Below are 19,807 nucleotides of genomic sequence, written 5' to 3'. Positions count from 1 at the left end.
GTCGGGCCGGCGCCCCGCGATGTCGGCGGCCCCCTCTAGCCTGGGCGTATGACCGACCTGGTGACCGGCGCCGACGGCGTCGTCCGATGCGCGTGGGCGGGCTCCGACGCCGAGTATCAGCGGTACCACGACGAGGAGTGGGGCTCCACGCTGCGCGGCGATCGCCCGCTCTTCGAGAAGCTCAGTCTCGAGGGCTTCCAGGCCGGGCTCGCCTGGATCACGATCCTGCGCAAACGCCCGCGCTTCCGCGAGGTCTTCCACGACTTCGCCCCCGAGGTCGTCGCCGCGTTCGGTCCCGACGACGTCGCGCGTCTGCTGCAGGATGCCGGGATCATCCGCCACCGGGGCAAGATCGAGGCGGTGATCGGCAACGCGGCCATCGTGGCCGCCCTGGCCGAGGGCGAGTTCGACGCGCTGATGTGGTCGTTCGCCCCCACCGGGCACACGCCGCCCGCGACGTTCGCCGAGGTGCCGGCCGTCACGCCGGAATCCACCGCGATGAGCAAAGAGCTGCGGCGCCGCGGATTCCGCTTCGTCGGCCCGACCACGATGTACGCCCTCATGCAGTCCTCCGGCATGGTCGACGACCACGTCGCCGGCTGCTGGCGCGCGTCGCACTGAGGCCGACCGGAGTCGCCGATTCCGCGTGTCGCCACTCCAGGCGGTAGGCTGTTCGATTGGAGCGTTCCGCTCCCAGCGTCGTCGAACGCACCGGCCCCTCTCTCGGGCCTTTGACCTTCACGGCGAACGGATGCGCCACCCGGCGCCTTCGCCCATTGCAGCCGCAGCATCGCGGCATCCCGAACCGCCGTGCGTGCCTGCGCGCCGGCAGGAGTATTCATGACGTCTCAGACTTTCGCCGACCTCGGCGTGCCCGCCCCCCTCATCGATGTTCTCGCCGCCCAGGGCAAGAACGAGCCCTTCCCGATCCAGGCCGACACTCTGCCCGACACACTCGCCGGGCGCGACGTGCTCGGCCGCGGCAAGACCGGCTCGGGCAAGACCCTCGCCTTCGCGCTGCCCCTCGTCGCCCGCCTCGCGGCCACGAGCGATCGCCGTCGCGGACGTCGCCCCCGCGCTCTCGTGCTGGCGCCCACCCGCGAGCTCGCGAACCAGATCGACGAGGTCATCAAGCCCCTCGCCGCCGCCTTCGACCTGACCACGACCACCGTCTACGGCGGCGTGAACCAGAAGCGCCAGGTCGACGCTCTCGCCGCCGGCGTCGACATCCTCGTCGCCTGCCCCGGGCGCCTCGAGGACCTCATCGGTCAGGGCTTCGCCAACCTGGGCGACATCGAGATCACGGTGCTCGACGAGGCCGACCACATGGCCGACCTCGGCTTCCTGCCCGGCGTCACCCGTCTGCTCTCGCGCACGCCCGCCGACGGCCAGCGCCTGCTGTTCTCGGCCACGCTCGACAACGGGGTCGACAAGCTCGTCAAGCGATTCCTGCGCAACGAGGTGCTGCACTCCGTCGACGAGGCCCACTCGCACGTCGCCGCGATGACCCACCACGTCTTCGCGCCGGCCGACACCGAGGCGAAGAACCGCCTCGTGCAGACCCTCGCCTCGGGTACCGCCCGCCGCATCCTGTTCATGCGCACCAAGCACCAGGCCAAGAAGCTCGCGAAGGCGCTGACCGCGGCAGGCATCCCCTCGGTCGACCTGCACGGCAACCTGTCGCAGCCGGCACGCGACCGCAACCTCGCCGCCTTCGGCGACGGCCGCGCCCGGGTGCTCGTCGCCACCGACGTCGCCGCCCGTGGCGTGCACGTCGACGGCGTCGAGCTGGTCGTGCACGTCGACCCGCCCGTCGAGCACAAGGCGTACCTGCACCGCTCGGGCCGCACCGCCCGCGCCGGTTCCGCCGGTGACGTCGTGACGATCATGCTCCCCGAGCAGCGTCGCGACACCCTCGACATCCTGCGCAAGGCCAAGATCTCGGCCACGCCCACGGTCGTGACCTCCACCTCGCCCGAGGTCGTCGCGCTCGTCGGCGAGGTCGCCGAGTGGGTCAAGCCCGAGCCCGTCGTTGCCCCGCAGCAGCAGGGTGGCGGACGCTCGCAGGGCGCCAACGCCCAGCGCAAGCGCGCCGCTCGCGGCGAGGGCCAGCAGTCGTCGGGCCGCGGTGGCGCCCAGGGTGCCGGCGGCGGTCGTCGTCGCAGCGCCGGCGCCCCGGCGGCCGACGCCGCATCGGGCGCACGCGCTCCCCAGGGCGGTCGTGGCGGTCAGCGTTCCGGTGCGGGCCGTGGCCAGGGCGCTGGCGGCGCACAGCGCGCCGGTGCCGGCGCCGCACGTCCGCAGGGCGCGGGCCGCTCGGCATCCGGCGCCCCCACGACCGGCATGGTCGTCGGCTCCCGCTCGCCGCGCACCAACCGTCGCGCGCAGGGCTGACCCCGCCTCGATCGACGCCCCCGCAGCTCCGGCTGTGGGGGCGTCGTCGTCTTGACCGGCCGTCGTCGTTCGGGGCCGGCGTGCGAGGAGCCTCGCGGATGTCGGGGGTCTGCGCCACACTGGGGGCGGCCCACCCGGGGCCGATCCTCGAAGGAGCGCCGCATGAGCGACCCCGTCCCCGATGCGCACGACGTCATCCGCGTGCGCGGCGCGCGCGAGAACAACCTGAAGGGCGTCGACCTCGACGTTCCCAAGCGTCGGCTCACGGTGTTCACCGGGGTGAGCGGCTCGGGCAAATCATCGCTCGTCTTCGGGACGATCGCCGCCGAGTCGCAGCGGCTCATCAACGAGACCTATCCCACGTTCGTGCAGCAGTTCATGGGTCAGCTCTCGCGGCCCGACGTCGACGCGCTCGAGAACCTCAGCGCGACCATCCGCGTCGACCAAGAGCGCATGACCGCCAACGCCCGCTCGACGGTGGGCACCGCCACCGACGTGCACGCCATGCTGCGCATGCTCTTCAGCCGTCTGGGGCAGCCGCACGTCGGGTCGTCGCAGGCGTTCTCGTTCAACGTCCCGTCGATCTCGGGCGCGGGGGCCGTGACCGTCGCCCGGGGCGCCCGCAAGGGCCAGAAAGAGCGACGCTCGTTCGAGATCACCGGGGGCATGTGCCCCGAGTGCGAGGGGCTCGGCAAGGTCAGCGACATCGACCTCGACCAGCTCGTCGACAAGACGCTGTCGCTGAACGCGGGCGCCATCCTCGTTCCGGGATACACCGCCGACGGCTGGATGGTGCGCGTGTTCAGCGAGTCGGGCTTCGTCGACGCCGACACCCCGATCGAGCAGTACTCGGCGCAGGAACGTCACGACTTCTTCTACAAAGAGCAGACCAAGGTCCGCATCGCGAACACCAACATGACCTACGAGGGACTCGTTCCCAAGATCACGAAGAGCATGCTGCAGAAAGACCGCGATGCCCTGCAGCCGCACGTGCGGGCCTTCGTCGATCGCGCCGTCACCTTCGTCGCGTGCCCGGCGTGTGCGGGAACACGGCTGAACGACGGCGCCCGCTCCTCGCGCATCGGCGACGTGAACATCGCCGATGCCGCCGCCATGCAGATCACCGACCTCGCGGCCTGGGTGCGGACGATCGACGACTCCTCCGTGGCGCCCCTCGTCGAGGGGCTGGGCGACACCCTCGACGCCTTCGTGCGCATCGGTCTGGGTTACCTGTCGCTCGATCGTGCGAGCGGCACACTCTCGGGTGGCGAGGCCCAGCGCACCAAGATGATCCGGCATCTCGGCTCGAGCCTCAGCGACATCACCTACGTCTTCGACGAGCCCACGGCGGGACTCCACCCCCACGACATCCAGCGCATGAACGAGACCCTCCTGCAGCTGCGCGACAAGGGCAACACGGTGCTCGTCGTCGAGCACAAGCCCGAGGTCATCGACATCGCCGACCACGTCGTCGATCTGGGCCCGCGCGCCGGGCGCGACGGGGGCCGGGTGCAGTACGAGGGCGACGTCGCGGGGCTCCGCTCCTCCGACACCCTGACCGGCCGGTTCCTCGACCACCGTGCGCGGCTGAAGCCGGCGGTGCGCGCGGCGACCGGCGCCCTGCCCATCCGCGGAGCCGTCGACCACAACCTGCGGGGCGTCGACGTCGATGTGCCCCGCGGCGTCCTGACCGTCGTGACCGGGGTCGCGGGGTCGGGCAAGTCCTCGCTCATCCACGGCCACCTGCCGTCGTTCGACGACGTCGTCGTGGTCGACCAATCGGCGATCAAGGGCTCGCGCCGCAGCAGCCCGGCGACCTACACGGGCATCCTCGACGCGGTGCGCGCAGCGTTCGCCAAGGCGAACGGTGTGAAGCCGGCGCTCTTCAGCGCCAACTCCGAGGGAGCATGTGTCGCCTGCAAGGGCCTGGGAGTCATCGTGACCGAGCTCGGGTTCCAGTCGACCGTCGAGACCGTGTGCGAACTGTGCGGGGGAACGGGCTTCTCCGACGCCGTGCTCGAGTACACCCTCGACGGCAAGAACATCGCCGAGGTGCTGGCGCTGTCGGTCGCCGAGGCGGCGGAGTTCCTCGTCACCGGACCGGCCGTCGCGGTCCTTGCTCGTCTGAACGACGTCGGCCTCGGGTACCTGACGCTCGGTCAGGCCCTCAACACGCTCTCGGGCGGTGAGCGTCAGCGTCTCAAGCTGGCGATCTCGATGGCCAAGTCGGGGGCCGTTTACGTGCTCGACGAGCCCACGACGGGCCTGCACCTGGCCGATGTCGACACGCTGCTCGGGCTGCTCGACCACCTCGTCGACGCGGGCAACACGGTCGTCGTCATCGAGCACCACCAGGCCGTGATGGCGCACGCCGACTGGATCATCGACCTGGGACCGGGCGCCGGTCACGACGGCGGCACCGTGGTGTTCGAGGGCACGCCTGCCGACCTGGTCGCTGCCCGCTCGACGCTCACGGGCGAGTATCTGGCGCGGTACGTCGGGAAGTGACGCGCGGGCCCACGTCGACCGAACGCGAGTCGTGAGGCTCCGCCCGACGGGCGGGACCGCGCGCGAACGGATGCGATGCGCTGCCCGCGTCGGACAGACGCGGGGCGCCGCCCGCGTCAGGCGGGTGCGGTGAGCGACGCGTCGTGCAGGTGGCGGTCGCCGTGCGGCAGCACCTTCACCATCACTCCGCGGCGGCGTAGGTCGGCGACCGCGCGCGTCTCGTCTTCGCGCGTGAGACCGAGGGCGTGGACGCTCGCGACCACGAGCACGTCCCCGTGCGTGAGGGTTCCGAAGAACCGGTCCAGCCGCTTCGCCCACCCCTCGAGCGTTTCGGGCGCGGGGTGGCGGAATCCCTCGATCGGCACACCGAAGCGCGTGAGGTCGTCGCGCTGCTGTACCACCGTCGGCATGTCGGGGCGCGAGACGACCAGCCCCACCAGGCGTGAGCCCGCGGGGCGGGCACGCCACCAGTCACGGTCGCTCTGCAGCTCGGTGAAGCACTTCGGGCACTCGGCCGCGGCGTGCACGAGGGGCACGGGGCTGGTCCCGGCGGCATCCGCAGATGACGGCATCGTCGGGATCGGATCGCTCATGGAAACCTCCGTCACCATTGTGCCGTACGCCGCGAGGAATCAGTCAGCTCGCCCCGGCGCACTCTCGTGTCGGTGTCCGGTTCTTGCGGGAAACGGCCGCCCGGATGCCGCCCGTCCAGCCGTCGGGGAACAGGCCTCGCCGTGCCGGACGCACCGCGGGCCCGCCGCGACGCGCGACGGGCCCGGGAGCGGTCGGCTCAGTGGGCCGAGTACCCGCCGTCGACGAGGTGGTAGCTGCCCGAGATGAACGAAGCGGCGTCGCTCAGCAGGAACAGCGTCAGCGCGGCCACTTCGGCGTCGGTGCCCAGGCGACCCGTCGCGTGCTCGTTCTCGAGGTGGGTGAGGGCCTCGGGCGACAGGCTCGAGCGCACGAGCGGGGTGTCGATGAACCCGGGGCCGACGGCGTTGGTGCGTACGCCCTGCGCGGTGTACTCGAGCGCGGCGACCTTCGTCAGGCCCACCAGGGCGTGCTTGCTGGCGACGTACGCCGCGTTCTGGGCGATGCCGACCGAGCCGAGGACGGAGGCCATGTTCACGATGGCGCCGCCGCCGGCCTCGACGATCGCGGGCAGCTGGAACCGGAGGCCGTAGAAGACGCCGTCGAGGTCGACCGCGCGCACGCGGTCCCACGCCTCGATGTCGTAGTCGCCGATGTTCTGCGGGGCGGCGCCGATGCCGGCGTTGTTCACCGCCAGGTGAAGGGCGCCGAACGTCTCTTTCGCGAAGGCGACGGCGGCTTCGGAGTCCTGCCACTTCGCCGTGTTCTGGGCGAAGGCGGCGGCCGATCCGCCCGCGTCGGTGATCTGCGCGACGACGGCGTCAGCCGCCCCGCGGTTGATGTCGGTGACCACGACCGAGGCGCCTTCTTCGGCGAGTTCCCGCGCGATCTCCGCGCCGATGCCGCTGCCCCCACCGGTGACGAGTGCGACTTTGCCGGTGAACCTGCTCATGAACGAACTTCTCTCCCGCCGTCGAGTCACCACGGCTTTCGCGGTGACCGCAGGCGCCTGGGGGAGAACCCACCAGCCGTCGCGCCTATTCCAGCTCCCACCCCCCGCGCGAGTCGCCGAGAATTGTCGCGTCGGGGCCCCGAAAGGGACACATCCTCGCGACTCACGCGGGGGTTGGGGGCAGGGATCAGTCGTCGGTGCCGTCGTCGATGCGCAGCTCCAGGCTCAGCTGGTCGGCGTCGAGCTCGGCCAGGGCGTGGCGCAGGGCGGCGGTGCTGTACCGGCCGTCACGGCTGAGGCGGTCGAGTCGTCGGCGCATGGCATCCAGCGACGCCAGGCGCAGCTCCAGCAGGTCGCGCACCCGGCTGGTCGCCTCGTCGTCGGGCGGCCGGGTGAGCCGCGCTCCGGCGCGTTCGACCATCTCGGCGGGGAAGGTGCCGCCGTCGCGTCGGGTGAGGGTTCCCGACTGCACGGCGGCGATCGCGGCGTCGCGCAGCTCGGCGTCGAGCGCGCGCTGCTCCTCCCGTGACGGTCCCTGGCCGCCTTCCCCGGCCAGCCCGACCGTCCGCACCACTGCGGGCAGCGTGATGCCCTGCAGCACCAGGCTGAAGAGCGCGACCAGGAAGGCCACGAAGATCAGCAGCGGTCGCTGAGTCGTGTCTTCGGGCAGCGTCTGGGCGGCGGCCAGCGTGACGACCCCACGCATGCCCGCCCACACGATCACCGTGCCGTGCCGCGCGCCCAGGGGCGTGTCGCGGTAGTAGTCGAGGTCGGCCATCGTTCGCGAGATGCGCGTGCGCATCCAGCCGATGCGCCGCGCGGCACGGGCCGGGTCGTCGGCTCGCCCCCGCGTGTCGAGCGCACCCGCGTGGTACGCCTCTTCGAAGTCGTCGAGGCGCTGTTGCGCGTTCTCGACGCGGTCCTGGTGACGCCAGAGGCCGTGACTGCGGCGGCCCTGCACCCAGACGAGGCCCGAGACGTACAGGCCGCGCACGACGAGAGCGATGCCGAGGGCCGACAGGGCGAGCCAGGTGCCGTGCCACAGGCCCTCGTGCTCGCGCAGGTTGCTGGTGACGATGTCTTTCAGCTCGAGCCCGAACACCAGGAAGACGCCGCCCTCGAGGATCAGCTCGATCGTGCGCCAGTTCAGCCGGTCGCTCATGCGCTGCTCGGGGGTGAACCGCCGGGCGGCGCCCTGGCCCGTGACGATGCCGGCGACCACCGCGGCCACCAGACCGGAGCCGCCGAGGTGCTCGGTGGGCAGGTACGCGATGAACGGGATGGCGAAGCTCAGCGCGGTGTTGGCGGCGGAGTTGGTGACGCGCTCGCGCACGCGCAGGTTGACCCAGCCGACGACGGCGCCGAGCACGAGGGCGAGCACGACGGCCCACGCGAAGTTGGCGAGGGCGTCGGCGAACGCGAACCCGGATGCCACGGCGGCCACCGCCGTGCGCAGGAGCACCAGGGCGGTGGCGTCGTTGAGCAGGCTCTCGCCCTCGAGCATGGTCACCACGCGGGGCGAGATGCCGAGACGCTTGGCGATGGAGGTCGCCACGGCGTCGGTGGGACTGAGGATCGCCCCGAGCGCGATGCCCAGAGCGAGGCCGAGCCCGGGGACCACCGCCCAGAAGAACAGCCCCAGAACGATCGAGCTGAAGACCACGAGCAGCACCGACAGCCCGGCGATCGGGGCGAAGTCGCGGCGGAACTCGATGGCGGGCAGTTGCACCGCGGCCGAGTACAGCAGGGGTGGGAGCACCCCGATCAGGATCACCTCGGGGTCGACCGCGAAGGCGGGGACGAACGGCAGCAGGCTCACGGCCGCGCCGATGGCGAGCAGCACGAGCGGGCCCGCGACGTTGAAGCGGGGAGCGATGACCGTCACCAGCGCGACGACCACGACGCCCGCGACGATGGCGAGGAGGGGATCGATCACCGTCCGAGGCTATCCCTCGCGAGCGTCCGAGTCCCGGCCGGGAGCCGCGACAGCCCGATGCGGATCCCTCACCCCTCGCGGGCGACGGCGGCGGCGACCGCACGCATGCCGGCGAGGGTCTCGGCGAAGCTCGTCGACAGGGGCGAGAGTCCGATGCGCAGCCCGTGCGGGTCGCGGTAGTCGGGGATGACGTCGTCGGCCCAGAGCCGTGCGGTCACGGCGCGCATCGACGGGTGCGAGAGCGTGAGGTGGCCGCCGCGCTCGGCGGGATCGCGGGGCGAGGCGAGCCGCACACCCAGCGGACTCAGGATGCCGTCGGCCACGCGCAGCGCGAATTCGGTGAGGGCGACGGACTTGGCGCGCACCGCCGCGATGCCGGCCTGCTCGAGAAGATCGAGGGTGTCCTGCAGGGCGATCATCGCCAGCACCGGAGGCGTCCCCGACAGGAATCGGCGCATGCCGTCGGCGGGGCGGTAGAGCGGCCCCATCGAGAAGACGTCGGCCGCTCCCATCCACCCCTGGACCGGCTGGGTGAGCGTCGACTGGTGCCGGGCGGCGACGTAGGCGAACGCCGGAGACCCCGGCCCGCCGTTCAGGTACTTGTACGTGCAGCCCACGGCGAGGTCCGCACCCCAGGCGTCGAGCTCCACCGGCACGGAACCCGCCGAGTGGCAGAGGTCCCACAGCACGAGGGCGCCGGCGTCGTGGGCGATCGCGGTGAGACCGGCACCGTCGGCGAGGAACCCGGAACGGTACGACACGTGGCTCAGCAGCACCACGGCCGTGCGCGGGCCCACGACGGCGCGGAGCAGGTCGGCATCCACTCCCCGGGCCGTGTCGACCTCGACCCACACCACCCGGGCACCCCGTTCGGCGGCGATCCCCTCGACGAGGTAGCGATCGGTGGGGAAGTCGTCGCGCCCCACGACGATCTCGACGCGGTTCGCGTCGGCGGTCATCTGCGCGTCGAGGGCGGCGCGCAGCAACTTGTAGAGCAGCACGGTGGTGGAATCGCCGATCACCGTCTGGCCGCCCGCCGAGCCCAGGGTCGACGCGCCGATCCGGTCGCCGATGACGAACGGCAGCTCCATCCACGCCTCGTCCCACCCGCGGATGAGGCGACCGCCCCACTCGTCGGTCACGAACCGCGCCAGTCGGTCGGCGGTGGCGCGGGGCGGTCGTCCGAGCGAGTTGCCGTCGAAGTACACCAGCGGGCTCTCGGCGCCGACGAAGGCGTCGCGATGCGCCGCGAGGGGGTCGGCGGTGTCGAGGGCGGCGGCTTCGGCGTCGAGGGCGGAATCAGTCGGCACGGGGGAGCTCCTCGGTGGGGACGACCGTTCCGCGGCTGAGCCAGGTCGGAACGTCGTCGGGGTCGGTGGGGGCGGGACCGGCGACGAACGTCGACACGGCCTCATCGGGGACGGTGGCGGGCCACGGGTCGGCGAGAGCGGCGATCAGCGCGTCACCGCGCACGCCGGCCTCGTGCAGGGCGAGGAGTTCGCGGCGATTGAGACCGACCGGCAACGCGCCGTTGCCGAGGTCGGTGCCGTACAGCACGCGTCCGCCACGGGCGGCGAAGGCACGGAGGTTGGCGACCGCGTGATCGCGTGCGGCGCCGCGATGGATGTCGAGGGTCGAGATCCACGCCTGTCCCGCCGTGACGGCGCGCGAGACCAGGCGGCGCGAGACGGGGGCGTCGAAGGGGGTGTGCGCCAGGGCCGACACGCCGGCCTCGACCGCACGGTCGACCTGCCCCGCACCCTGCGCGTGGGCGACGACGGCGAGACCGCGTTCGGCGGCCGCCACGATGACGGCGGCGAGCACGTCGTCGCTCACCACCGGTCCCGCGTCGGCGTGCAGGGCGATCTTGATCACCGATGCACCGGCGTCCGCCTGCTCGTCGACCGCCGTGCGTGCGCCCCCGACGACTCCCGGATGCAGAGAGGCGTCCCAGACGTCGCGCACGATGGCATCCGGAGCCCATCCCCGGCCACGCGGATACCCGCCGGGCGCTGTCAGGAAGGCTCCCGCGTAGGCGACGCGGGGCAGGCCCGTCGTGCGACGGGCGAGGGCCACCGGATCGCCGCCGAGGTCGACGACCCCGGCGATGCCGCGCGCCGCCAGACGCTCCGGGTCGATCAGGTGCAGATGCACGTGGTGATCGACGAAGGCGGGAAGCGCCGTGCCGGCGACGCCGGTGAGCGCGCGGCGGGTGGGACGCGCGGTGGCGAGGGTCATGCCGACCCCGGTCAGATCAGCGACAGCTCGCGGAGCTTGGCCTCGACGTCGGCGTTCGAGGGCTCGACGTGGTGGCTGGAGTCGGGGTACAGCACCACCGGGATGCTCGTACGCCCGGAGATCTCTTTCGCGACGTCGGCCGCGGCCGGGTCGGCCACGAGGTCGACGTACTCGTACGCGACGCCGAGCTCGTCGAGCTGCTTCTTGGTGCGGATGCAGTCGCGGCACCAGTCGGCGCCGAACATACGGATGGGAGCTTCGCTGGACATGCTTCCAGCGTACGCCGCCGCACGGCGACGAGCGCCGATCGGATCAGGCCGTCAGTTCGTCTTCGAGCGGCTCGACGGCCCGCACCGCCTTGCCCACGCGGCTCTTCTTGGGCGCGTAGACGACGAGGGCGTGGAAGACGAAGCGCACCACGAATGCCGCGACCAGCGTGAGGGCGGCGGCGATGACGCTGGGCATGTGCGCGCGCTCGACGAGGATCGCGATGACGGGGATGCGCACGATCGCCTCGACGCCGTTGAACGCGAACGACTTGACGAACCGGTGGCGCATGAGCCCCGACTCGGCCCGCATGTCGGCGAACACGAGGTACTCGAGCGCGAGGAAGTTGGCGACGATGGTGATGACGCTGGCGATGACCGCGGCGAGGATGTATTCGACGTGCACGGCCACCAGGGCCCACATGATCGCGAGGTTGGCCACCGCGCCGATGCCGCCGACCAGGGCGAACGCCGACATGCGGCCGAAGCGCAGCATGGTCAGCTGCGTGAGGAAGCGCATTCCCTGGCTGAACGAGGCCTTGGATTCACCGGCGAAGCGCGGCGCGAACGAGAACGGGACCTCGGCCACGCGCATCTGCTTGCGGGCGAGGATCTCGAGCAGGATCTTGAAGCCGCGCGGGTGCAGTTCTTCGAGGTCGAGCGAGCGACGGTCGATGAGGAAGAAGCCCGTCATGGGGTCGGAGCAGTTGTGCAGCTTCTTCGGGAACATCGACTTGGTCAGCAGGGTCGACGCACGCGAGACCGTGGTGCGCACCGCGTTGGCGAGCCCGTCGGAGGTGCCGCCCGCGATGTAGCGCGAGGCCACGACCACGTCGGCGTCGCCGACCTCGACCCGGTCGAGGAGTTCGGCGATGACCTCGGGCGGGTGCTGCAGGTCGCCGTCCATGACGACGCAGTAGTCCGCCGCAGCGGCCCGGATGCCGTCGACGACGGCGCCGCCGAGGCCTCCGACGGGGTCGTCGCGGTGGATGAGGCGCACCGGGACGTGCGCGGCGGCGGCGACGGCGCGGATGATGTCGGGGGTGTCGTCGGTCGAATCGTCGACGAAGATGATCTCGACGTCGCGACCGAGAAGCGCCTGCGTCGTACGACGGACGAGTTCGGCGACGTTCGGACCCTCATTGAAGGTCGGAACGATGACGGAAAGGTCCATAGGTGCTCGCGTTTTCTCGGTGAGACAGAAGTACACAGCGTAGACCGGCCGACGCGTGCTCAATTGGGCATTGTGGCCGAGTTACCTGGGAGACTGCGGATGCCCACCCCTGCGAAGCACGGGAATCCCCTCGGAAACGTCGGGAATCGGCATCCTGATCAGCCGATGTACCCCTTCAGGTCATCGACGGTCATTCCGTAGTTCATCCGGACGACCGGCAGGGCGAGCTTGTCGGTGCCGATGCGCACGTACCCCTGCTCGACGGTGCGCCCCATCTCGAAGCCGGCCTTTCGCACCGCCTCTTTCGTCGTGTCGTTGTAGTGACCGAACGGGTAGGCCACCACTTCTTTCGCGCCCAGGATCTCGGCGGACTTCTCGAGGTCTGCAGCGATCGTGTCGACGTCGTCGTTGACCATGCGGCCCTTGCCGTTGGCCCCGGCGCGGTGCAGGTCGTGGGTGTGCGAGCGCTGCAGCACGAACTGGTTCGGGGTGGGCTCGGTGCGCGAAGAGGTGATGACGAACGAGGTCGTGAGCAGGTTGCGCCCGTCGACGATCGGTGCGGCGAGCTCGAGCCAGGAGCTGTCGGCGTCGTCGTCGGTGATGATGACGGAGTGCTTCGGCAGGTACAGAGCGCCGTCGATGAACGCGCTCAGCTCGTCCCACGTGGGCAGGTAGAAGCCGGACTGCTGGATGTACGCCATCTGCGCGTCGAAGTCGCCGACGTAGGCGTAGTTCAGACGCAGCCAGGTGTCTTCGCCCTGCGGGTTCCGCGTGAACTGGTGGTACATCAGGATCGGGATGCCGGCGGCCTCGGCCGTGTTCGCCTCGGGGGAGGTCCACCCGGCGTGCAGCGTGCGCTCGCGATCGGTGCACGACACCAGGTCGGCGCCGTTCAGTCGCGCGGAGAGGTTCAGCGCGGCGGCGTCGGTGGCCGCGGCGTACCACCCGGCGAACACGCGACCGGCGGTCCGGGGGATCGGCAGGCCCTGGTACCGGTTGCCCTCGGTCTGCAGCACGGGGGCGATCTCGATGCCTTCTCCCTCGTACGACACCGCGCAGGCTCTCGCGTCGGTCGACGTGGCGAGCAGCTGCTGGGCGGCGCTCAGCGTCGGCGGGGTCGGCGTCGGGGTGCTCGTGGGGGTCTCGACCACGGCGGTCTCGTCGGCGACGGGTGGGGCGGCGGGCCCGCGGGTCAGAGCGAGAGCGGTGACGCCGGCTGCGATGACCGCGACCGCGACGGCGGCGACGAGCGTGCGGCGGGCACGGACGCGTCTCGAGGAGCGGCGACGGTGCTGGGCTCGGGTGGTGGTCATGGTGCCTCGGGCTCGGGTGGCGATTCGCGCCGATCCTATCGGGACGGTTCGCGGCGCCGATGAACGGTTTCGACGGGCGCGAGGACGGGGGTGAGGACGGGCGCGAGGACTCGCGCGACAATGGGGGCATGATCGGCATCGGCATCGGCATCGGCATCGTCGGCACCAGCACCATCTCCGAGCGTCTCGCCGAGGCGGTGGCGGAGGTCGAGGGCATCGAGGTCTCGCGCGTCGCCTCGCGCGACCCCCGACGCGCGCGGGAGTTCGCCGACGCGGTCGGCGCGCCCGGGACCGCCGTCGGCCTCGACGACCTGCTCGCGGCCGCCGACGTCGACGCCGTCTACCTCGCGAGCCCCAACGCGCTGCACGCGGAACAGGTGCGGACGGCCGTGGATGCCGGCATCCCGGTGCTCGTCGAGAAGCCGGCCGTGCTGACGGCAGCGGACTGGGATGCCGCGGTCGCGCACGCCCGTTCCCGCGGCGTCGTGCTGCTCGAGGCGATGCGCACGGCGTACGACCCGGGGCTGGCCGCCGTGCGCGACGCCCTGCCGCGGCTGGGGAACCTCCGCCGCGTCTCGCTGCGCTACGAGAAGCGCTCCGCGCGGTACGACCACGTGCTCGCCGGGGAGCAGACGAACATCTTCGATCCCGCGCTCGGGGGAAGCGCCCTGCGCGACCTCGGCGTGTACCCGCTGCACGCCCTCGTGCGGCTTCTCGGGGCGCCGCGGAGCATTCACGGCGTGCGCGTCGGCATCGCCTCGGGCACCGACGGGCTGGGCAGCGCGCTCGCCGCCTACGACGGGTTCGTCGCCGACGTCGCCTGGTCGAAGATCACCGACACGGCACTGCCCAGCGAGCTCCAGGGTGAGACGGCCTCGCTCTCGATCGATGCGATCGACGCCCCGAGGCGCCTGACGATCACTCCCCGCGACGCCGCTCCGCAGGTCATCGACGTCGCCGCTCCCGCCAACCCGATGGTGGCCGAGGTGGAGCGCTTCCGCGACGCGGTGCTCGGCGCCGACGTCTCCGCGGATCAGGACCTCACCGCCCTCACTCTGCGTCTGGTCGACGACCTGCTGCGGGTGCCGCTGACGTAACGGTTCACCCGGTGTTTCCCCCGGGGCGAGAGGATCCGGCCATGCAACGACCGGGACGCGTGGACGAGGTGTTCCTCGCCTTCCTGCGCCTGGGGCTGACGTCGTTCGGCGGCCCGGTCGCCCACCTCGGGTATTTCCGCGACGATCTCGTCGCGCGGCGGCGGTGGATGGACGACCGCGCCTACGCCGACCTGGTGGCGCTCTGCCAGTTCCTCCCGGGGCCGGCGTCGAGCCAGGTGGGCTTCGCGATGGGTCTGCAGCGCGCCGGGATGCTCGGCGCGCTCGCCGCGTTCGTGGCGTTCACGCTGCCCTCGGCCGTGATCCTCGTCGCCTTCGCCGCGGGTGCGTCGCTCGTGGGCGGTCCCGTCGACGACGGCGTGCTCTCGGGGCTGAAGATCATCGCGGTCGCCATCGTCGCCCACGCGGTGTGGGGCATGGCGCGCACCCTGACCCCCGACGCCCGCCGCGCGGGCATCGCCGTCATCGCTCTGGCGGTGGCTCTCATCGCGCCCGGCGCACTCGGGCAGATCGGCGCGCTGGTCATCGGGGTCGTCGCGGGCCTGTGGCTGCTGCGCGGTGTCGCCGAGCCGCCCGCGGCCGCTCTCGCGCCGTTCGGTGTGTCGCGCCGGATGGCGGTCGTCTGCCTCGTGCTCGCCGTCGCCGGCCTGGTCGGGCTTCCGGTACTGGTCGCGGTGACGGGCTCGGGCACCGCCGCGCTCGCCGACGCGTTCTTCCGCTCCGGGGCGCTCGTGTTCGGCGGCGGCCACGTCGTGCTGCCGCTTCTGCAGGCCGCGGTCGTCCAGACCGGCTGGGTGTCGCCCGAGGTCTTCCTCACCGGGTACGGCGCCGCGCAGGCCGTGCCCGGCCCGCTCTTCACCTTCGCCGCCTACCTCGGCGCCGTGTCGGACGTCGGACCGGGCGGCGTCGCCGGGGCGGCGATCGCGCTGCTCGCGATCTTCGTGCCCGGTTTCCTCGTGCTCGTGGGGGTACTGCCCTTCTGGGACGCCCTGCGGGGGAGACCCCGCGTCCGCGCGGCGATGCGCGGGGCGAACGCGGCGGTCGTCGGCATTCTGGCCGCGGCGCTCTACAGCCCCGTCTTCACCACCGCGGTGACCGGGCCCGGGCCGTTCGTCCTCGCGGCGCTCGGCTTCGTGCTGCTGACGGCGTTCCGGGCACCGGCCTGGGCCGTGGTGCTCGTCGGGGCCGCCGGGGGAGTGCTGCTCGGCCTCATCGGGTGACAGGGTCATCGTCCGCTGTCAGGATGAACGCACCGCACCGCACCTCGCCGTACCGTTTTCGAAGGAGAGAACCGTGTACCAGAGCCCCTTCCCGCGCATCGACGTCCCCGACCAGAGCATCTACGACTACCTGTTCGGCTCGCTCGCCGACGACGATCTCGATCGCGTCGCCCTGATCGACCCGGGCAGTGGCGCCGAGACGACCTACGGCGGACTCCGCGCCCAGGTCGACGGGTTCGCCGGGGCTCTCGCCGCACGCGGGGTCGACACCGACACCGTCGTCGCCGTGCTCTGCCCGAACGTTCCGGCCTTCGCGACGGTGTTCCACGGCATCCTGAGACTCGGCGCCGTCGTCACCACGATCAACTCCCTCTACACCGCGCGCGAGATCGAGACGCAGCTGCGCGACGCGGCGGCGACCTGGCTCGTGACGGTGTCGCCGCTGCTGCCGCAGGCGCTCGCCGCCGCGCGGGCCGCGGGACTCGATGACGACCGCGTGATCGTGCTCGACGGCGCCGAGGGACACCTCGACCTGCGCTCCCTGCTGGGCGAGGGGCGCACGCCGCCCGAGGTGCGTTTCAACCCGTCGACGCACGTGGCCGTGCTGCCGTACTCGTCAGGGACGACCGGGGTGCCGAAGGGCGTGATGCTCTCGCATCGCAACCTCGTGGCCAACGTGCACCAGTGCCGGCCCGTGATCGAGATCTCGAGCGCCGACCGGGTGCTGGCGGTGCTGCCGTTCTTCCACATCTACGGCATGACGGTGCTGCTGAACCTCGCCCTCAAGCAGCGGGCGAGCCTGGTCACCATGCCGCGGTTCGACCTGACGGAGTTCCTGCGGTCGGTGCAGGATCAGCGGTGCACCTTCCTCTTCATCGCGCCGCCCATCGCCGTCGCGCTGGCCAAGCACCCCCTGGTCGACGAGTTCGACCTCTCGAGCGTGCACAGCGTGTTCTCGGGGGCGGCGCCCCTCGACGGCGAGACCGCCGAGACCGCCGGGCGCCGCATCGGCGCGCGCTTCTTCCAGGGCTACGGCATGAGCGAGCTCAGCCCGGTGTCGCACGCGATCCCCGCCGGCGGCGAGATGCCCGTGAGCTCGGTGGGCGTGCTGCTGCCGAACGTCGAGGCGAAGCTCGTCGACCCCGAGACGGGCGACGAACTCGAGATCCACGGCGACGACGGCCTGACGGCGCCGGGTGAGATCTGGGTGCGCGGACCGAACGTCATGCTCGGCTACCTGAATCGACCGGATGCCACGGCCGAGACCCTCGACGACGACGGGTTCCTGCACACCGGCGACATCGGCGTGCACCACGTCGACGGATACTTCACGATCGTCGACCGCCTCAAGGAGCTGATCAAGTACCACGGGTACCAGATCGCCCCCGCCGAGCTCGAGGCCCTGCTGCTCTCGCATCCGCAGATCCAGGATGCCGCGGTCATCGGCGTGCTCGACGACGACGAGCAGGAGATCCCCAAGGCGTTCGTGGTGGTCGGCCCCGGCAGTGAGCTGACCGAGGACGACGTGAAGGCCTTCGTGGCCGCGGAGGTCGCCCCGCACAAGAAGGTGCGACGCGTGGAGTTCATCGACGTCATCCCGAAGTCGACGTCGGGCAAGATCCTGCGCAAAGACCTGCGGGCGCGCGAGCGGGCCTGACGACGACGAAGGGGGCGGGGAGTCCGCGTGACTCCCCGCCCCCTTCGTCGTCTCACGCGTCAGGGCGCGATCAGCGCACCCGTCTGCGCGGCGGCCTCTTCGGCGCGCTTGTCTTCGTCGTCCTTGCCGCGGCGCTCGTCGGCGGCTTCCTGCAGCGCCGACTTGGCACGCAGCGGCGGCGTGCGGAAGAACAGCGACAGCACGAACGCGAGCAGCACGACCGACATCGCGACCCAGTAGACCGTCGTCGACGACGAGTTGAACCCGACGAGGAACGGCTTGGTCAGTCGCGCATCGGCGCCCACCAGGAACGACGTGTCGTCGAGGGCGGCACCCCCGAGCGCGGAGGTGTCGCCGCCCGCCGCGAACTGGTCTTCCAGCGTGCTCGCCACCGTGTCGACGAACGCCGCGCGCTCGCCGGCATTCGAGAAGTCCAGGCTCACCGTTCCGTCGGTGCCGATCCGCGCGACCGGCACCTGCTGCTGGATCTGCGCCGACGCGGCCGAGAGGGCTTGCGAGACGGCGGTCTGCGTCGCCGCGGCCTGCGCCGAGGCGGGGATCTGCCCGGCGGCGACCTGAGCGGCGACCGCCTGGGTCGCGGCATCCGTCGCCTGTTGCACGCCCGCCTGCACCTGGGCGGTCGTGCCCGCGGTGACCTGCGAGAGGATCGGGCCGTAGATCGTCGACATGATCTTCTCGTTCGCCGGCGCCGACGACACCGTGGGGTCGAGGGCGGCGTCGAGCGCGTCGGTGAGGGTCGCGCGGTCCGAGAACGAGCCGATCACGTTCGTGGGCATGAGCGTGAACAGCAGCGACAGCAGCACGGCCGTACCCAGCGTTCCACCGATCTGGCGGAAGAACGTCGACCCGCTCGTGGCCACGCCCATGTCGCGCACCCCGACCGAGTTCTGGCTCGCGATGGTGAGCGTCTGCATCAGCTGACCGAGGCCCAGGCCGATGACGAGCATGGCGATGGCCACGTGCCAATACGGGCTGTCGTACTTGAGGAACGTCAGCAGGAAGAAGCCGACCGACATGAGCAGCGTGCCGAGGATCGGGAACATGCGGTAGCGGCCGGTGCGGGCGATGAGCTGTCCGCTGGCGATCGAGGCGACCATCAGGCCGAGGATCATCGGCAGCATCTCGAGGCCGCTCTGCGTGGGAGAGGAGCCCAGCACGAGCTGCAGGTACAGCGGCAGGGTCAGCATCGCGCCGAACATGCCGAAGCCGACGAGCACGCCGATGACCGTCGCCATCGAGAAGGTCGGGGAGCGGAAGAGCTTCAGCGGAATGAGTGCGTCATCCTTCATCTTCGTCTCGGCGATGACGAAGGCCAGGATGCCGAGTGCTCCGATCACGTAGCAGGCGAGGGCGATGGGCGAGCCCCAGCCCCACTCGCGGCCCTGCTCGGCGACGAGCAGCAGGGGCACGAGGGCGACGATCACCGTGGTGGCGCCCCACCAGTCGATGCGCACCGACCCGCGCGGCTGCTTGGGGATGTGCAGGAACCGCCAGACGATGGCCAGCGCCATGATGCCGATCGGCACGTTGATGAGGAACACCCAGCGCCATCCGGTGATGAACAGGATCTCGCTGGCACCGGCGAACAGGCCGCCGACGAGCGGACCGATGACGCTCGAGATGCCGAACACGGCGAGGAAGTAGCCCTGGTACTTCGCGCGCTCGCGCGGGGCGAGGATGTCGCCCATGATCGCCAGGGGCATCGACATCAGGCCGCCGGCGCCCAGGCCCTGGATCGCGCGGAAGGCCGCCAGCTCGACCATCGAGGTCGAGAAGCTTGCGAGCACCGAGCCGATGATGAAGATCAGGATGGCGATCAGGAACAACGGACGGCGTCCGAAGATGTCGGAGAGCTTGCCGTAGATGGGCGTCGAGATCGTCGAGACGATCAGGTAGGCGGTGGTGACCCACGCCTGCAGGCTCAAGCCCTGCAGGTCGTCGCCGATCGTGCGGATCGAGGTGCCGACGACCGTCTGGTCGAGGGCGGAGAGGAACATTCCGGCCATGAGGCCGAAGATGACGAACATGATCATGCGGTGGGTCATGACCGTGTCGGTGCCGGCGGTGTGCGCGCGGCGATTGCGAGTGATGTCTGACATCGGGGCCTCATCGGGAAGGGCCGGCGGGCGACTCGATCGAGCGGAGTCGGGCGCCAGGTGTTTGCTAAAAGTCAACAAATAGTAGCGCTGTCTGGCGACGTGCGCTGCACCCTGGGGAATCTCGCTCGGTGGGGAGCGGTTCGCGGTGGGGCGGGGCCGAGGTGGCTTGCGTCGAGAAGAGGGGATGCCGCGAGAGCAGGCCGATCGGGCGCTGTGCGGCCTGGTGTCGGTTACCGGACTGGTTCTGAGCGCGGGGGAGGCCGGGGCGCTCAGTGCGGAGCGGCTGAGGAACGGCGTTCGGCCACGTGGAACGGGCTGGGGCC

The 19,807-nt window shown here is 71.2% G+C and carries 15 protein-coding genes; 6 read left to right on the top strand and 9 right to left on the bottom strand.

Features of this window, described 5'->3' with window-relative positions; all coding sequences use genetic code 11:
* Window positions 1–48 precede the first annotated feature (48 nt).
* From BJP65_RS07215 to BJP65_RS07205, 3 genes are all read left to right on the top strand, one after another.
* Window positions 49–621: a DNA-3-methyladenine glycosylase I gene (locus BJP65_RS07215; protein ID WP_055831839.1), complete on the top strand. Its 573-nt coding sequence runs from the start codon at window positions 49–51 to the stop codon at window positions 619–621.
* Between the two features lie 219 nt (window positions 622–840).
* Window positions 841–2,394: a DEAD/DEAH box helicase gene (locus tag BJP65_RS07210; protein WP_055935685.1), complete on the top strand. Its 1,554-nt coding sequence runs from the start codon at window positions 841–843 to the stop codon at window positions 2,392–2,394.
* 162 nt (window positions 2,395–2,556) lie between these two features.
* On the top strand, window positions 2,557–4,902 hold the full coding sequence (locus BJP65_RS07205; RefSeq protein ID WP_070408673.1) for an excinuclease ABC subunit UvrA: 2,346 nt from the start codon (window positions 2,557–2,559) through the stop codon (window positions 4,900–4,902).
* A gap of 116 nt (window positions 4,903–5,018) precedes the next feature.
* Here the strand turns inward: BJP65_RS07205 and BJP65_RS07200 are convergent, their stop codons facing one another.
* From BJP65_RS07200 to BJP65_RS07165, 8 genes are all read right to left on the bottom strand, one after another.
* Complete coding sequence (locus BJP65_RS07200; protein WP_055831833.1) at window positions 5,019–5,495, bottom strand: hypothetical protein; 477 nt, start codon at window positions 5,493–5,495, stop codon at window positions 5,019–5,021.
* Window positions 5,496–5,692: 197 nt separating this feature from the next.
* Window positions 5,693–6,445: an SDR family NAD(P)-dependent oxidoreductase gene (locus tag BJP65_RS07195; protein ID WP_070408672.1), complete on the bottom strand. Its 753-nt coding sequence runs from the start codon at window positions 6,443–6,445 to the stop codon at window positions 5,693–5,695.
* 187 nt (window positions 6,446–6,632) lie between these two features.
* Window positions 6,633–8,381, bottom strand: coding sequence for a sodium:proton antiporter (locus BJP65_RS07190; protein WP_219811359.1), 1,749 nt, complete (start codon window positions 8,379–8,381; stop codon window positions 6,633–6,635).
* A 68-nt stretch (window positions 8,382–8,449) separates the two neighbouring features.
* The gene (locus tag BJP65_RS07185) at window positions 8,450–9,691 is read right to left on the bottom strand and encodes a kynureninase (RefSeq protein WP_070408671.1); all 1,242 of its coding nucleotides are present in this window, start codon (window positions 9,689–9,691) and stop codon (window positions 8,450–8,452) included.
* On the bottom strand, window positions 9,681–10,619 hold the full coding sequence (locus BJP65_RS07180) for a hypothetical protein (protein WP_070408670.1): 939 nt from the start codon (window positions 10,617–10,619) through the stop codon (window positions 9,681–9,683). The genes BJP65_RS07185 and BJP65_RS07180 overlap by 11 nt, the downstream gene beginning before the upstream one ends.
* A gap of 11 nt (window positions 10,620–10,630) precedes the next feature.
* Complete coding sequence (locus tag BJP65_RS07175; protein WP_055831826.1) at window positions 10,631–10,888, bottom strand: glutaredoxin domain-containing protein; 258 nt, start codon at window positions 10,886–10,888, stop codon at window positions 10,631–10,633.
* A 43-nt stretch (window positions 10,889–10,931) separates the two neighbouring features.
* Window positions 10,932–12,059: a glycosyltransferase gene (locus tag BJP65_RS07170; RefSeq protein WP_055831824.1), complete on the bottom strand. Its 1,128-nt coding sequence runs from the start codon at window positions 12,057–12,059 to the stop codon at window positions 10,932–10,934.
* A gap of 158 nt (window positions 12,060–12,217) precedes the next feature.
* Entirely contained in the window at window positions 12,218–13,372 is a 1,155-nt protein-coding gene (locus tag BJP65_RS07165; protein ID WP_070408669.1) for a polysaccharide deacetylase family protein, read from the bottom strand.
* A gap of 128 nt (window positions 13,373–13,500) precedes the next feature.
* On the opposite strand from BJP65_RS07165, the gene BJP65_RS07160 reads away from it, so the two are divergent.
* From BJP65_RS07160 to BJP65_RS07150, 3 genes are all read left to right on the top strand, one after another.
* A complete protein-coding gene (locus BJP65_RS07160; RefSeq protein ID WP_070409890.1) occupies window positions 13,501–14,469 on the top strand; it encodes a Gfo/Idh/MocA family protein in 969 nt (322 codons plus the stop codon).
* A 41-nt stretch (window positions 14,470–14,510) separates the two neighbouring features.
* A complete protein-coding gene (gene chrA, locus BJP65_RS07155; RefSeq protein ID WP_070408668.1) occupies window positions 14,511–15,707 on the top strand; it encodes a chromate efflux transporter in 1,197 nt (398 codons plus the stop codon).
* A gap of 73 nt (window positions 15,708–15,780) precedes the next feature.
* The gene (locus BJP65_RS07150) at window positions 15,781–17,364 is read left to right on the top strand and encodes an AMP-binding protein (protein WP_070408667.1); all 1,584 of its coding nucleotides are present in this window, start codon (window positions 15,781–15,783) and stop codon (window positions 17,362–17,364) included.
* 59 nt (window positions 17,365–17,423) lie between these two features.
* Here the strand turns inward: BJP65_RS07150 and BJP65_RS07145 are convergent, their stop codons facing one another.
* Window positions 17,424–19,484: an MDR family MFS transporter gene (locus BJP65_RS07145; RefSeq protein ID WP_070408666.1), complete on the bottom strand. Its 2,061-nt coding sequence runs from the start codon at window positions 19,482–19,484 to the stop codon at window positions 17,424–17,426.
* Window positions 19,485–19,807 lie beyond the last annotated feature (323 nt).

Origin of the sequence: Microbacterium sp. BH-3-3-3 (genome assembly GCF_001792815.1) — a bacterium.
Lineage (GTDB): Bacteria > Actinomycetota > Actinomycetes > Actinomycetales > Microbacteriaceae > Microbacterium.
Note: the sequence above shows the minus strand (reverse complement) of the source record. Positions and strands in the feature narration are given on the sequence as shown.